The following is a 14710-nucleotide window of genomic DNA, read 5'->3' on the forward strand; positions in this document are numbered from 1 at the left end:
ACGGGTGGCCCTGCCCACGGTGTCTACGGTTCACCCGGCTTCCGGTCCCGGCCCGTCCCGGCGTCCGGCCCGTCCGCCGCGGCCGCCCCGGTGACCCTGCCGGACGCGGCGAGCAGCGCCAGCAGCGCGAGGAGCACGAGCAGCACCAGCACCAGCACGACGACCGTCGCCACCGTGGGGTGGTTCCACAGCGCGAACACCAGCGACACGACGAGCAGCGCGCCGAGCGCGATCCAGTGGCGGTTGCGCTCGGTCCACACCCCGGCCCGCCCGGTGCGGATCTCGTGGGCGTACGCCCAGGACGCCGCCGAGTCCGCGGTGCGCTCGCTCAGGCCGCGCGCGGCGACCGGCAGCCTGCCCGGCCCGATCAGATACGCACCGAGCGCGACGATCACCCCCAGCACGATCGCCGTGCGCAGCGCGGACCGCAGGAACCGGACCAGCGTGTCGAAGATCACCGCCGCGGCCGCCGGGGACTGCACCTGCGGCGGCAGATGGTCGAGGAGGTAGCGGCGCGCCACGACCAGGGCGATCGCGACGACCAGGCAGGCGAACGCCGCTCCCAGGGCGGTGCGGGCCAGCGCCCGGCGCCGCCGCCGGGCCAGCAGGACGCCCCCGGCGCCGATCAGCACGACCACCACGGGCAGCCAGTTGCCGAGCACGTCGAGCAGATGCGCGAGCGAGCGGGCCTTCTTCAGCTGATCGGACTGGAACAGCACCAGTTGCTTGTTCACCGAGGGGATCTTCGAGGCCGGGGACAGCCCCGCGTCGACCAGCCGCTGCTTGGCCTCGTCGACGACGGTCCCGACATCGAGGGTGACCGTGCCCCCGCTCACCCCGACCGCCCCGCGCCCCTCTCCGGTGAGGGCGTGCACGACTCCCTGGTGACCGGTGCGGTTGGCCTGTGTCCAGAGCCGGGCGAAGGCCTCGCTGCGCACGAACCGCTGGGCGATCCTGGTGACCGCGCTGTTCACGGCGGCGTCGAGCTGCGGCCCCAGCAGCCGCACCGCGCCCGCGGCCCTGGGCGGCAGGCCCTGGGACCTGAGCCAGTCCGAGATGTCCGCGGCGGCCTGCTTGCCGTCCACCCGTACGTCCACCGCCTCGGTGACGCGGTGGACGACCGCGTCCTGGACAGCGGCGTCCCGGGCCAGCGGGGCGACCGTGCTGACGTAGCGGTCGGTGTCCAGGACGATGTCGTGCACCCACACGGTCAGCAGTGCGACCGGCACCAGCAGACAGGTCAGCACGATCAGCACCGCCGACGCGGCACTCCGGGCCGGCCGCCGGGCCGCACCGTGACCGTCGCCGCCCCCGTCGCCCGCGCCGATGCTGTCGGGGTGTGCTGGCTGCTTCGGGGCGCGCATGAGGTCTCCGGCTCTCTCGGGTGTCCGCTGCCCCCATTCCCGCCGCGCACCGGGGCGGCGGCACGCCGAGAGAGCCGTACGGGCGAATCCGGCACCCGGCCGGACGAACCCGTTCCCCCGTGGGGCCGGTACCGGAGCCCCCGTCCGCATTCACCCGGTACCGCCGTCCATCCCGAGACTCGCGCGCCGACGGGCCGGTGTCCTCACCCCCCGCGGGTGACACCGGCCGGACCCCGCGTGCCGGTCGGGAGAAGCCGCCGGGGCCGCCGGCGCTCGGCGCGCGTGCCCCGAGGCGGATGACTAGCGTGAGGACGGGGACAGTCCGCCGAACCGGAGAGGGCCGCAGCCATGGCGGTACGACCAGAGGGAACCCCCTGTTGGGCCGATGCGATGTTCACCGATGTCGAGGCGGCGAAGAGCTTCTACGGCGAGGTCCTGGGCTGGACCTTCGGCAACGCGTCGTCCGAGTACGGCAGTTACACCCAGGCCTACGCGGACGGCAAGGCGGTCGCGGCGGTCGTCCCGCCCGTGCCCGGCCAGGAGGGCGAGTCGCAGTGGTGCCTCTACCTCGCCGCCACCGACGCCGCCGCGACCGCCGCGCGGATCAGGGCCAACGGCGGTGACGTGCTCCTGGAGCCCCTACAGGTCGGCGACTTCGGCACCATGTGCCTGGCCCGCGACCCGGGCGGGGTCGTCTTCGGCGTCTGGCAGGCCGGCGTCCATGAGGGCTTCGAGGCCGTCGGCGTGCCCGGTGCCTACAGCTGGGCCGAGATCTACACCCGGGAGCCGGAGAAGTCGGACGCCTTCTTCCCCGCCGTCTTCCCCTACGGCGTCAAGCAGATCCAGGACGACACCATCGACTTCCGGGCCTACGACATCGGCGGCGACTCCCTTCTCGGCCGGATGACGATGACCGACGAGTTCCCCGCCGAGGTGCCGCCCTACATCAACGTCTACTTCGACGTGCCCGACGTCGACGCCGCCGTCGCCAGGGCGGTCGAGCTGGGCGGGACGCTCAAGTTCGGCCCGATGGACAGCCCGTTCGGCAGGTTCGCCGCGCTCGCCGATCCGCAGGGCGCGGTCTTCTCGGTGATCGACGTCGCCACGACCGAGGGCGAGGTGCCGGAGATCACCGGCGTGCCCTGAACCGGCGAGCCCCGGACCGGCGAGCTCCGCGGCACGGCGCACCCCGGACCGGGAAAGGGGCCCCGGCCGTACCGTGGCATGATCGGGCGCATGGGTGAACGACTGGTGGCCGCGTGCGACGGGGCTTCGAAGGGAAACCCGGGCCCGGCGGCCTGGGCCTGGGTGGTGGCCGGCGCAGCGCGGACCCCGGACCGCTGGGAGGCGGGGCCGCTGGGCACGGCGACCAACAACGTGGCCGAACTGACCGCGCTGGAAAGGCTGCTGTCGGCGACCGACCCCCATGTGCCGCTCGAGATCCGGATGGACTCGCAGTACGCGATGAAGGCCGTGACCACCTGGCTGCCCGGCTGGAAGCGCAACGGCTGGCGCACGGCGGCGGGCAAACCGGTCGCCAACCAGGAACTCGTCGTCCGTATCGACGAGTTGCTCGCGGGCCGCTCGGTCGACTTCCGCTACGTTCCCGCGCACCAGGTCGACGGCGACCCCCTCAACGACTTCGCCGACCGTGCCGCCAGCCAGGCGGCCGTCGTCCAGCGGGCCGCGGGCAGCGCGCTGGGCTCGCCCGAACCCCCGGCCGCCCCGGACACCCCGGCGGGCGCGGCGCCGCGCCGCAAGGCGTCCGGCGGCCGCAAGAGCGGCGGCGGTGGTGGTGGCGCGGCGGCGCGCTCCGGAGGCTCCTCCTCCCGCACCCTCAAGGCGAAGTTCCCCGGCCGCTGCGCGTGCGGTCGCCCCTACGCGGCCGGTGAGCCCATCGCCAAGAACACCCAGGGCTGGGGCCACCCGGAGTGCCGCACGGCCGCAGCCGGCTGACGGCCGTCCGACGGCCGGCCGGCCAGGGGCGCCCGGCCGGGACGTCCGCGCCGCGCCGCGCCGGCAGACGCCCCGGTACGCCCGCATCCTGCCGCCCTCCGGGCTCGTTGGGACACCGTGAGTGACGTCTCGGACGATGTCCCGAGCGAGACCCAGGGGGGCGCGTGAAGGTAGTGTGCGTCGGCGGCGGGCCCGCCGGACTGTATCTGTCCGTCCTGCTGAAGCGGCAGGACCCCTCCCACGACGTCACCGTCCACGAACGCGACCCGGAAGGGTCGACCTACGGCTGGGGCGTCACCTACTGGCAGGGCCTGCTCGACCGGCTCCGTTCCCACGACCCGGAGTCGGCGCGCGCGATCGAGCGGGACTCGGTGTCCTGGAACCGGGGGGTCGCCCGGGTGGGGGACGTGACGGTGTGCCGGCCGGGTGACACCGGCTTCGGGATCGGCCGTCACCGGCTGCTCGGCATCCTCGCCGCGCGGGCCCGCTCCCTCGGTGTGCGGCTGGAGTTCGAGCACGGTGTCACCCCGCGCAGTCTGCCGGCCGCCGACCTCGTGGTGGCCGCCGACGGAGTGCACAGCGCTCTGCGCGGCCAGTACCCCGGGCACTTCGGGTCCGAGCTGACGCCGGGGCGCAACCGCTACATCTGGCTCGGCACCACCAAGGTCCTGGACTCCTTCACCTTCGCCTTCGTCCGCACCGCGCAAGGCTGGATCTGGTGCTACGGCTACCCCTACAGCGCGCGGCGCAGCACCGTCGTCGTCGAATGCGCCCCCGGGACCTGGCACGGCCTCGGCCTCGGCCGTACCGGCGCGGGCGGGAGCCTCCCCCTGCTGGAGGAACTCTTCGCCGGTGTCCTCGACGGCCACCGTCTCCTCGGTGACACCACCGGCGGCGCCCAGTGGCTCACCTTCCGCACCCTCACCAACCGCACCTGGCACCACGGCGGCCTGGTCCTGCTCGGCGACGCCGCCCACACCACCCACTACTCGATCGGCGCGGGCACCACCCTCGCCCTGGAGGACGCCATCGCCCTCGCCGGCGCCCTCGGCGGGCACGCCGCGCTCCCGCAGGCCCTCGCCGCCTACGAACGGGAGCGCAGGGCCGCGCTGCTGCCCGCGCAGAGCGCCGCCCGGCACAGCGCGCAGTGGTACGAGAACCTGCCGCGCTACATCGGCCTGCCCCCGCACCGCATGTTCGCCCTCCTCGGCCAGCGCCACTCGCCCCTGCTGCCGTACGTCCCGCCGCGGCTCTACTACGGCATCGACCAGGCCGTGGACCGGCTGGAGACCCTGCGCAGACTCAAGCGGTGGCTGGGTCCGAAGGTGGCCCGGACGGTGCAGGAGCGGGCCTCGGCGGGCGGCCGGTAGCCGGAACCGGCTTGGGTGAATGCCTATTCACCGATAAGGTGAATTTCTATTCACCCGCTTTCCTGCCCACCCTGCCTGCCTGCCTGCCCTGCCACGGAGTGCCGATGGATCAGCCCGCGCCGATATCCCCCGCCCGCCCCGGCCCGACACCCGGCCCGGTCGGCACCCGACCCGGGAACCGGCCGACCGTTCCGGTGCTGGCGTTCGGCGGCATCCTCATGGCCGTCATGCAGACCGTGGTCGTACCGCTGCTGCCCGACCTGCCCCGGCTGACCGGGTCCTCGCCGGGCGCGGTCTCCTGGATGGTCACCGCGACCCTGCTGGCCGGGGCCGTCCTCACACCGGTGCTCGGCCGGGCCGGGGACATGTACGGCAAGCGACGGGTCCTCACGGGCGCCCTCGCCCTGATGACCGTCGGCTCGGTGATGTGCGCCCTGTCCTCCGACATCGGCGTCCTCATCGCGGCCCGCGCCCTGCAGGGCGCCGCCGCCTCCGTCGTACCGCTGTCGATCAGCATCCTGCGCGACGAACTGCCGCCCGAGCGGCGCGGCTCGGCCGTCGCCCTGATGAGCTCCACCGTCGGCATCGGTGCCGCCCTCGGCCTGCCGCTCGCCGCGACAGTCGTGCAGTACGCCGACTGGCACACCATGTTCTGGCTGACCAGCGTCCTCGGCGCGGCGGGCGTCACCGCCGTGTGGTGGGCCGTCGACGAGTCACCGGTGCGCGAGCCCGGCCGCTTCGACGTGCTCGGCGCGCTGGGCATCGCCGCCGGTCTCACCTGCCTGCTGCTCGGCGTGTCCCAGGGCGGCACATGGGGCTGGGGCAGTCCCCGGGTCCTCGGACTGTTCCTCGCCGCGGTCGTCGTCCTCGCCCTGTGGTGGTGGCAGCAGCGGCACGCCCGCAGCCCGCTCGTCGACCTGAAGCTGGTCACCCGGCCCCGGGTCGGCCTCTCCCACGTCGCCGCCCTGCTGACCGGGTTCGCCTTCTACGCCAACTCCCTGGTGACCGCGCAACTGGTACAGGCCCCGAAGGCCACCGGCTACGGCCTCGGCCTGTCCATCGTCGCCACCGGCCTGTGCCTGCTGCCCGGCGGCATCACCATGCTGCTCTTCTCACCCATGTCGGCCCGTATCTCGGCCTCCCGCGGCCCCCGCGTCACCCTCGCGCTCGGCGCGGCCGTCATCGCCTGCGGCTACGCCCTGCGCATCGCCGACAGCCGCGACCTGTGGATGATCATCGTCGGCGCCACCGTCGTCGCGACCGGCACCACCCTGGCCTACTCCGCCCTGCCGACCCTCATCCTGCGCGCCGTACCCGCCGGGCAGACCGCGTCGGCCAACGGCGTCAACGTGCTGATGCGCACCATCGGCCAGGCCACCTCCAGCGCCGCCGTCGCCGCCGTCCTCGTCCACCACAGCGCTCCGCTGGGCAGCGCCCTGGTGCCCACGCTGCACGGATATCTGCTGGCCTTCGCGATGGCGGGCGCCGTCGCCCTCGCCGCCTGCGCGGCCGCCCTGACCATCCCGGGCGACCCGGGCGACCCGGGCGGCGGCAGCCGGTTCGTCCGTACCAAGGGGGCCCGCGTCAAGGGGGCTCCCGACGAGGCCGGGGCGCTGGAGGGAGCATGAGGGGCGTGAGCACCCCACCCCGCACGCCCGGCACCCAGGAGCCCACCGGCCCGGCGACGACCGGCCCGGCGACGACCGGCCCGGACTCCGCCGCACCGAGCTCCACCGCGCCCCCGACCGGCGGCCCCGCCGCCGGGAAGGCCGAGGAGAACGGGGAGGCCGGGGGAGTCCGGCCCGCCCCGGGGCGCAGGGACGCCGAGGCGACCAAGGCCGCCATCCTCCGGGCCGCCCGGCACTTCCTGGCCCGGCACCCGCACGCCGACATCACCCTCAAGGCCGTCGCCGAACGCGCCGGGGTCAGCCCGCCGCTGGTCCTGAAGTACTTCGGCAACAAGGACGCCCTGCTGGCCCGGGTGATGTCCTTCGAGACCGACGCCGCCGGCCTGCTCGCCGCACCGCTCGCCGATCTCGGCCCGCACATGGTGCGCCAGGTGCTGGTCGGCCAGCGCGAGCGCGGCGCCGACCCCGTCGTACGGATCGTGTTCGCCCCGTTGCAGGGCGAGCACGGCGACGTGCTGCGCGCCAACTTCCGGGCCCAGGTGACCGAACGCCTTGCCGCGCGTCTCACCGGACCCGACGCCGCACTGCGCGCGGAACTCGCCGTCGGCGCCCTGGTCGGGCTCGGCGTGATGTACGGCATCGCCCGCGGTGAGCGGCTGCGCGCCGGCACGATCGACGACATCACGGCCCGCTACGGCCCCGTCGTCCAGGCCCTGCTGACTCCTTGACCGCCCCGCTTTGCCCGGCCCCGCCCGGCCCCTGCCCCCGGGCCCGCCCGGCCCCGGGCCGGATGACAGACTGACGCCATGGACGAGCGCGAATTCGACAGGTCCGGTCAGCACGCATCCGTGGTGGGCCTCGGCACATGGCAGCTGGGCGCCGACTGGGGCGACGTGGACGAGAAGGACGCCCTGGCGGTGCTGGAGGCGGCGGCCGAGTCGGGGGTGACCTTCTTCGACACCGCCGACGTCTACGGCGACGGACGCAGCGAGCAGACCATCGCCACCTTCCTGCGCGGCAGGCCCGATCTCGACGTGTTCGTGGCCACCAAGATGGGCCGCCGCCTGGAACAGCTCCCGGAGAACTACGTCCTGGACAACTTCCGCGCCTGGAACGACCGTTCCCGCCGCAACCTCCAGGTCGACCGGATCGACCTGGTGCAGCTGCACTGCCCGCCCACGCCCGTCTACTCCTCCGACGAGGTCTACGACGCCCTCGACACCCTGGTCGAGGAGGGCCGCATCGCCCGTTACGGCGTCAGCGTGGAGACCTGCGCCGAGGCGCTCGCCGCGATCGCCCGGCCGAACGTGACCAGTGTGCAGATCATCCTCAACCCGTTCCGCATGAAGCCCCTCGCCGAGGTGCTCCCCGCGGCCCGGGCGGCGGGCGTCGGCATCATCGCGCGCGTGCCGCTGGCCTCCGGACTGCTGTCCGGCCGGTACACCGAGGACACCGTCTTCGCGGCGAACGACCACCGCACCTACAACCGGCACGGCGAGGCCTTCGACCAGGGCGAGACCTTCTCCGGCGTCGACTACGCGACCGGCGTCAGGGCCGCCGCCGAGTTCACCGGACTCGCCCCCGGCGGATACACCCCCGCCCAGCTCGCCCTGCGCTGGATCATCGACCAGCCGGGCGTCACCACCGTCATCCCCGGCGCCCGTACACCCGAGCAGGCCCGCGCCAACGCGGCCGCCGCCGAGCTGCCCGCGCTGGACACGCCGACGCTCACCGCGATCCGCGAGCTCTACGACCGCCGGATCAAGGAGCAGGTCGAGAACCGCTGGTAGGCGCCCGGTGAGCGGGTCGCCGCCCGGCGCCGCCCGGTTTGGGGGGCGGGCCGGGCGGTAACCCGCGTCCCATGACCCAGACAGCGGGACGGGACCCCGGTCGCGACGAGACCGAGGAGGAACGGGCCGACCGGATGTGGGGCGAGCTCCTCCAGGAGCTCCGTATCGCCCAGACCGGTGTGCAGATCCTGTTCGGTTTCCTGCTCACCGTCGTCTTCACGCCCAAGTACGGCAAGCTGCCCGATACGGACCAGGTCATCTACCTCACCACCGTCGTGCTCGGCGCCTGCACGACGGGGGCTCTGGTCGGCCCCGTGTCCCTGCACCGTATGACGGCCGGGCACCGGATCAAACCGCAGGCCGTGCGCTGGGCGTCCCGGATGACGGTGACCGGGCTGATCCTGCTGCTCGCCACGATGACCTCGTCGCTGCTGCTGATCCTGCGGGTGGCGTCCGGCGACAGCGCGATCGCCTGGCTGGTCGCCCCGGTGGCGGGCTGGTACCTGCTGTGCTGGTTCGTCCTGCCGATGTGGGCACGGCACCGTGCCGGACGCTGACCCGGGCCACCACGCCCGTGGCCGCCCCGCCCCCACGCAGCAGCCGTAGTAGGCGCAGCAGCCGCAGCAGGCGCGGCAGTTGACGCCGTAGCCGGGCAGTCGGCCGGTCGTCAGCGCGGCGCGGCCTCCAGCGCCGCCATCCGCCGGTCGTGCAGACGGCCGAGGACCAGTACCGAGACGGTGGCCCCGATCAGCGCGCAGAACATGTCCCACTGGGTGTCCCACACATCGCCCTGGGTGGCCAGGAAGGCGTCCGCGCCGTGCCCGCCGATCACGGCCGCCGCCCACTCGAACAGCTCGAAGAGCGCGCTGAACGCGAGACACGCGCTCACCGTGAGCGGTGCCAGCCAGCGGCTGCCGCGCAACGGGGAGGTCCGGCTCAGTACCTCCCGGACGAGCACCGCGGGCACGAAACCCTGCATCAGATGGCCGATCCGGTCGTAGGGGTTGCGGTCGAGGCCGAAGGTGTCCCTGATCCAGTCGCCCAGCGGCACCTGCGCGTAGGTGTAGTGGCCGCCGACGGCCAGGACCAGCGCGTGCACGGCGAGCAGACAGCACAGCAGGTCGGTGAGGGGGAAGCGCCGCCGGGCCAGGACGACCAGCGGCAGCCCGATGACGACCCAGAACGTCTCCAGCAGCCAGGTGACGCGGTCGTGCGGGGCCCAGCCCGACACGAGCATCCCGGCCACCACGATCCCGGCGAGCAGGGCGGGCGGGACCCGCCACGCCGCCCCGGGTGCCGGGGCGGACGGGGCCGGGGAGGGCAGGGACGGGGCGGACATGGGCGGACTCCTCGCCGTAGGGACGCTCCCTGCCGTGGGAGCGTGACCGGAGCCCTCATCGTGGCGGCGGCGCCGGTACGGCGGCATGAGTACCGCTACTCATCCCGGAGGGGGTACGGCACCGGGGTCCCCCGCTGTCAGCCCCTGGCGAGCACCTCGGCCAGGAAGCCGTCGACGTGGACCTCCTCGCTGCCCGGCGGTACGGCGTTGCGGGTCTGCCGCAGGAAGGCCGCCATGGCCGGAGCCCAGGCGAACACCACCGCGTGCCGCCGGCCGCCGCCGGGCTGGGGATCGCCGAGGAACTCCATGCGCAGCTCCTCCCACATCCCGGTCGTCGACGGCCGGAAGCGCACGTCGCCCACGCCCACCGGCCCGCGCAGCCCCTCGGTGAGCATGTCCCGGTCCAGCCGCCAGCGCGCGAGGACCCGGCCGTCGTGGCTGAACACCGCGGTGACGGCGAACGGGTCGCGGACGTCGTACGACAGATGGGCGAGCACGGGGCAGCGTTCCGTGCCGTCAGCCTGGAGCTGCACCACCAGGGTGCTGTGGACGAGGGGGTTCACGGGCGGGCCTCCGGGGGGAACGGACATCGTGGCCTCTGGTACCCCCGCTGGGCGAGTCATGCCCTGCGGGGTGAGGCGTTTCCTGTCGGGCGGGGAGACGGGTGACACGTGTCGGGCGGTGTCCGGCGCCGCTGTCAGCCGGGTGCCGGGCGGAACGTGGCGAGGAAGGTGCGCAGCGCGAGTCCGTCGGCCGCGGTACGGGTGCCGTCTGCGGCGGGTGTCGTCCAGCGCAGGGAGAAGCCGTGGCCGCCGCCGAGCAGGAAACCCCGGCCGAAGGTGCGCGTACGGTCCTTGCCCCGCCCCGCGAACCACTCGATGTCGGCGGCCCGGCTGTCCCGGTACGCGGTGGCCCGGACGCGGCCGATCAGCCGGAAGCCGTCGAGCCGCAGCAGTCCCGGCAGGACGTCCTCCAGCCACACGGCGACGGGGTCGGGGCCGACGCGCTCGCTGTAGGTGACGGCGAGCGTGCGCGGGTCGCCGCTCGCGCCGAACGTGACCCGGTAGGCGCCGTCGGCGGCGCGGACGGTGTCCAGACGCCGCCAGCCGTCGGGCAGGGCCACGGAGAAGCCCTCCGGAGCGGTGTAGCGGCGGAACCCGGCCGGCAGTGCCGAGGCGCCCGGCGCGGTGCGGGACGGCGCGGGGGAGGGGGCGGAGGGCGACGCGGCGGCGGACCGGGCCGCCGACGGCGATACGGAGGAGCCGGACGCGCCCGGCACCCCGGACGTGCCGGACGAGCCGTCGGGGCCCGGGCCGTGGGCGTTCGTACGGTCGCCCGACGGGCCACCCGGCGTGGCTCCGGGCCGGGGCGCGGTGGCGGCCCCGGCGGACGTGGCGGCGGTCGTCCCGGGGAGCCGGCCGGACGTGGCCAGCAGGGCGACCGCGACGGAGACGGCGGCGAGCGCCGTACCCGCGGTCATGGCGCGGCCGCCCCACGAGCCGCGCCGCCGGACGGGGCCGCCGCTCCCGGACGGCCGGTGCGCCGCCTCCCCGCCCCGGCCCGCGCCCTCCGTACGACCCGCGCCGGTGCCGTTGCCGTCGGCGGTGTCGTCGTCCGTGCGGATGCGGGAGAGGGCCTCGTGGACCACCGGGTGCGTCAGCCGTTCGAGCGAGTCCTTGCGCAGCAGCCCCTGCACGGTCCGCGCGAGCGGCCCGGCCCGCAGCGGGGGACGCAGCGGGAGCCGGTCCACCGCTCTGAGGGTGGCCTCGGGTCTGCCCCGGTCCCGGAACGGCGGGCGCCCCTCGGTCATCGTGTAGAGGACCGCGCCGAGCGCCCACAGATCGGCGGCCGGCCCGACGCGCTCGTCGCGTGCCTGCTCGGGGGAGGCGTACGACGGCGCGGTCACCCGGGGCGACAGGGTGGCCCCCGCGAGCCCGAAGCCGGTGACGACGACCGGGCCCCGCTCGGGGACGAAGACCTGGCCGGGACTGAGTTCGCCGTGCGTGATGCCCTCGCCGTGCGCGGCCCGCAGCACGTCGAGCAGTTCGAGACCGATCCGCGCGGCCCGCCCGGGGTTCATCGGGCCGTGGCGGGCGAGGAGTTCACCGAGCGGGATGCCGTCGATCCATTCGGTCACCGTCCACAGGACGCCGTTCTCCTCGACGGCGTCGACGACGGTGGCGACCCGGCCGGGCCGCAGCACCCCCATGATCTCGTGGGTGCGCACCACATGGGTGGTCGAACGGCGCGCGGTGTTCTGCCCCGAGCCGTCCGGCAGACCGACCCGGGTCAGCAGGCGGGGGCGGCCGGTGACGGCGTCGTCGGCGTACCAGACGACCCGGTTGGTCTCACGGTGCACCACCTCGAGGGGCAGGTATCTCCCGGCGACCAGCTCGCGTGCCGACACGTGCGCCTTGACCATGGTCATCCCTCGCTGAGATCCCGCGCCCTACGCCTTTCCCGTAAGTACGGTGGGTGACCGCATGGTTGTTCAACGCGAAGGGATCAGGAATCGAACGGGCGGTGCCGCGACCCGTGCCCCGGCCGGCGCGCCGGCCGGTTCGTCAGCGCAGTCCGAAGCCCTCCGCCCAGGCCGTCACCTCGCCCGTCGTGGCGTTGCCCCCGCACACCACCAGACCCAGCCGGATCTCCTCACCGGCCCGCTCCACCACCTGCCGGGCCGCGGGCAGCAGACAGCCGGCGGCCGGTTCGGCCCACACCTTCGCGTGGTCGGCGAGCTCGAGGCAGCCCCGTACGGCCTCCCGGTCCGGGACCGTGATCACCTCGGTGACCAGCCCGGCCACATGCTCGTAGGTCAGCCGGGACACCGAGGGCGCGCTCAGCGTGGTCACCAGCGACGACAGCGCGACCGGCACCGGACCGCCCGCCGCCAGCGCCTCCGACATGGACCGGGCGCCCTCCGGCTCCACGCCCCAGACCCGCACGTCGGGCCGCAGCGCCCGCAGGGCCGCCGCCACCCCCGAGATCAGGCCGCCCCCGCCGATGCTGACCAGCACGTCGGTCAGCTCCCCGGCGTCCTCGGCCAGTTCGAGGCCCACGGTCCCCTGCCCGGCGACGACCAGCGGATCGTCGAACGGATGGACCAGGGTGAGCCCCTCGTCGCGCAGGACACCGACCAGTTCGAAGGCGCTGCCCATGCCGTCGGTCAGCCGGACGTTCGCCCCGGCGTCGCGCGCGATCTCGATCGACCGTGCGGGAGCGGTACGCGGCATGACCACCGTCGCCTTGACGTCGAGCGCCGCCGCCATCACCGCGAGGGCGATCCCGTGGTTGCCGCCGCTGACCGCCACCACGCCCGCCGCACGCTCCGCCTCGCTCAGCGACAGCAGCTTCGCCGTCGCCCCGCGCGCCTTGAACGAGCCGGTGCGCTGCAGCAGTTCCAGCTTGGCGGTGACCGGCACCCCGAGCAGTCCGGACAGCCCCGGGCTCGGCACGGTGGGGGTGCGCACCACATGCCCGGCGATGAGCCCGGCGGCTGCCTCGATCTCCGCGATGCCGATCACGACGTCCGTCCTTCCGGCGCGGCGGTCGGGGGCAGGGAGCCGCACCGCTCCGCACCCTGACCCCATGACGCCGCGCCGGTCAAATCCGCACCCTGGGGCCTCAGTGCTGCTGGGCCTGCGGGGTCGCCTCGCTCGGCCGTACCACGACGAAGCCCTCGCCCTGCAGCATCAGCTGCACCGCTTCCCCGGAACCGCCGCGCAGCATCGAGCCGATGGACTGCGAACGGTGCAGCGAGGTCTGGAGATGGGCGCTCCAGCCGACCACCGCGTCCGTGTCGACGTACACCGGGTACTGCGACGAGACCGGTATGACGAGCGGATTGCCCTCACACATCAGGCCCAGCTTGCCCTGCCCGGTGAACACGCTGTTGAACAGGCCCCCGCCCGCGATGCCGGAACCCTTCACCGTCTTGATCTGGTACGACAGCGACGAGTCGAAGCACAGCACATTGCGGCCGTTGACGGTGAACTCGTCACCGGGATCCACCTCGACGACGAAACAGTTCTGCGCCTCGTGCGCGAACCACGCCTCGCCCTGACCGCGCACCGCCATCAGCGGCAGGCCCTCGCCGGTGACCGCGCGCTTGAGCATGCCGCCCACGCCCTGGCCCTTGCGCTCGAACTGCAGATTCCCCCGGAAGGCGATCATGGCACCCTGCCGGGCCATCATCTCCCCGTTCACCGCGTACCGGATGCACTTGGCGTTCTCGACGGTCATTCCCGGCGCGGTGGCGGGCTGGACCATGTGCTGACTGGAAAAGAGATCACCCTTCATGCGGGCATCCTGTCCCGGAGCGGGTCGTTCCGCCAAGATCGAACGCACGGTCCGGCGACTCCGGTTCAGAAAGCCGGGCAGAGGTTGGTGTGCACGGCGTCGACGATACGGGCGCCCTTGGCCGTCCCGAAGCCCTGCGGATGCCCCGGTGAGGTGAAACGCCTTACGGCGGCGGCGATCTGTCCCTCGCGGTCGCCGCGCAGGTCGTGGATCGTACGGCACTGGTCGCGGCCGCGGGCGACGGCACCGTCCTCGTCGTCGTGGACGATGTCCGGGTCGATCGCCGTCAGCGCGCGGACGTAGGCGGCCTCACCGGAGGCATCGGGCCGAGGAGGCAGTCCGGACCCGGCGGCGCGGGGCCGCCCGCCGCCGGTGCCCGCGGACGCGGAACCGCCGGCCCGCGGGCCCGGTTTCCCGGACGGCGCCGAAGATGCTGATGACGCCGGTGACGCCGATGACGGATGGGACGAGGACGAAGAGGACGGCGAGGACGCCGACCCGGCCTCGGGCCGCTTCGCCGGGTCCGGGTGCGCACCGCATCCGGCGAGCACGGCGGTGAGGACGAGCGCGCAGGACGCCAGAACGCCTGCGGTGGTGCGGTGGTTCACGGAACTCCTAGGACCTGACGGCACGTTCGGTCAAGACCCGTAACCGTAGGAGACCCCACCCCACCCCCGCACCGACTCCCGACCACCCCCGGGGGCGCAAAGAAGCCCCCGACAGCGCCCACGCCACCACGCGCCCCCACACCACGCACCCGCAGCCGAAACACCACCCCGGCCCCCGCCCGGGGCGCGGGGAACCGCGCGAGAAACCCCGACGCACCCGCAGCCGAAACACCACCCCAGCCCCCCCCAGGGGCGCGGGGAACTGCGCGACCGGCCACCACGCACCCGCAGCCGAAGAGCGCCCCCAGCCCCCGCAGGGGCCGCGAGGAACCACGCGAGAAACCCCGACGCACCCC

Annotated in this window: 14 protein-coding genes; 7 read left to right on the top strand and 7 right to left on the bottom strand. The window is 74.2% G+C overall.

Features of this window, described 5'->3' with window-relative positions; all coding sequences use genetic code 11:
* Positions 1-23: 23 nt before the first annotated feature.
* The gene (locus ABZ862_RS31500; RefSeq protein WP_360965549.1) at positions 24-1364 is read right to left on the bottom strand and encodes a hypothetical protein; all 1341 of its coding nucleotides are present in this window, start codon (positions 1362-1364) and stop codon (positions 24-26) included.
* 348 nt (positions 1365-1712) lie between these two features.
* Here ABZ862_RS31500 and ABZ862_RS31505 point away from each other — a divergent pair, with 348 nt between their 5' ends.
* The 7 genes from ABZ862_RS31505 to ABZ862_RS31535 all read left to right on the top strand — a co-directional run bounded on the left by ABZ862_RS31505 (position 1713) and on the right by ABZ862_RS31535 (position 8665).
* Positions 1713-2510 (top strand): VOC family protein, encoded by a 798-nt coding sequence (locus ABZ862_RS31505; protein ID WP_360965551.1) that lies wholly within the window; start codon positions 1713-1715, stop codon positions 2508-2510.
* Between the two features lie 78 nt (positions 2511-2588).
* Positions 2589-3320: a ribonuclease H gene (locus ABZ862_RS31510; RefSeq protein WP_360965554.1), complete on the top strand. Its 732-nt coding sequence runs from the start codon at positions 2589-2591 to the stop codon at positions 3318-3320.
* 164 nt (positions 3321-3484) lie between these two features.
* Positions 3485-4690, top strand: a complete 1206-nt coding sequence (locus tag ABZ862_RS31515; protein WP_360965556.1) for an FAD-dependent monooxygenase — start codon at positions 3485-3487, stop codon at positions 4688-4690.
* A gap of 104 nt (positions 4691-4794) precedes the next feature.
* Entirely contained in the window at positions 4795-6318 is a 1524-nt protein-coding gene (locus ABZ862_RS31520) for an MDR family MFS transporter (protein WP_360965559.1), read from the top strand.
* Positions 6319-6323: 5 nt separating this feature from the next.
* Positions 6324-7046, top strand: a complete 723-nt coding sequence (locus tag ABZ862_RS31525) for a TetR family transcriptional regulator (protein WP_360965562.1) — start codon at positions 6324-6326, stop codon at positions 7044-7046.
* Between the two features lie 78 nt (positions 7047-7124).
* Positions 7125-8108 (top strand): aldo/keto reductase, encoded by a 984-nt coding sequence (locus tag ABZ862_RS31530; RefSeq protein WP_360965564.1) that lies wholly within the window; start codon positions 7125-7127, stop codon positions 8106-8108.
* 71 nt (positions 8109-8179) lie between these two features.
* Positions 8180-8665, top strand: a complete 486-nt coding sequence (locus tag ABZ862_RS31535; protein WP_360965567.1) for a DUF6328 family protein — start codon at positions 8180-8182, stop codon at positions 8663-8665.
* A 110-nt stretch (positions 8666-8775) separates the two neighbouring features.
* Here ABZ862_RS31535 and ABZ862_RS31540 read toward each other — a convergent pair whose 3' ends face one another.
* The 6 genes from ABZ862_RS31540 to ABZ862_RS31565 all read right to left on the bottom strand — a co-directional run bounded on the left by ABZ862_RS31540 (position 8776) and on the right by ABZ862_RS31565 (position 14354).
* Positions 8776-9447 (bottom strand): DUF2238 domain-containing protein, encoded by a 672-nt coding sequence (locus ABZ862_RS31540; RefSeq protein ID WP_360965569.1) that lies wholly within the window; start codon positions 9445-9447, stop codon positions 8776-8778.
* Between the two features lie 137 nt (positions 9448-9584).
* Positions 9585-10010 carry an SsgA family sporulation/cell division regulator gene (locus tag ABZ862_RS31545; RefSeq protein ID WP_360965572.1) on the bottom strand — a complete coding sequence of 142 codons (426 nt, stop codon included), beginning with the start codon at positions 10008-10010 and terminating at the stop codon, positions 9585-9587.
* 134 nt (positions 10011-10144) lie between these two features.
* Positions 10145-11875: a serine/threonine-protein kinase gene (locus ABZ862_RS31550; RefSeq protein WP_360965575.1), complete on the bottom strand. Its 1731-nt coding sequence runs from the start codon at positions 11873-11875 to the stop codon at positions 10145-10147.
* Between the two features lie 136 nt (positions 11876-12011).
* Positions 12012-12971 (bottom strand): threonine/serine dehydratase, encoded by a 960-nt coding sequence (locus tag ABZ862_RS31555; protein WP_360965578.1) that lies wholly within the window; start codon positions 12969-12971, stop codon positions 12012-12014.
* A gap of 100 nt (positions 12972-13071) precedes the next feature.
* Positions 13072-13746: an AIM24 family protein gene (locus tag ABZ862_RS31560; protein ID WP_360965581.1), complete on the bottom strand. Its 675-nt coding sequence runs from the start codon at positions 13744-13746 to the stop codon at positions 13072-13074.
* 65 nt (positions 13747-13811) lie between these two features.
* A complete protein-coding gene (locus ABZ862_RS31565; RefSeq protein ID WP_360965584.1) occupies positions 13812-14354 on the bottom strand; it encodes a hypothetical protein in 543 nt (180 codons plus the stop codon).
* Positions 14355-14710 lie beyond the last annotated feature (356 nt).

It is taken from the genome of Streptomyces sp. NPDC047000, assembly GCF_040644295.1.
Taxonomy (GTDB): domain Bacteria; phylum Actinomycetota; class Actinomycetes; order Streptomycetales; family Streptomycetaceae; genus Streptomyces.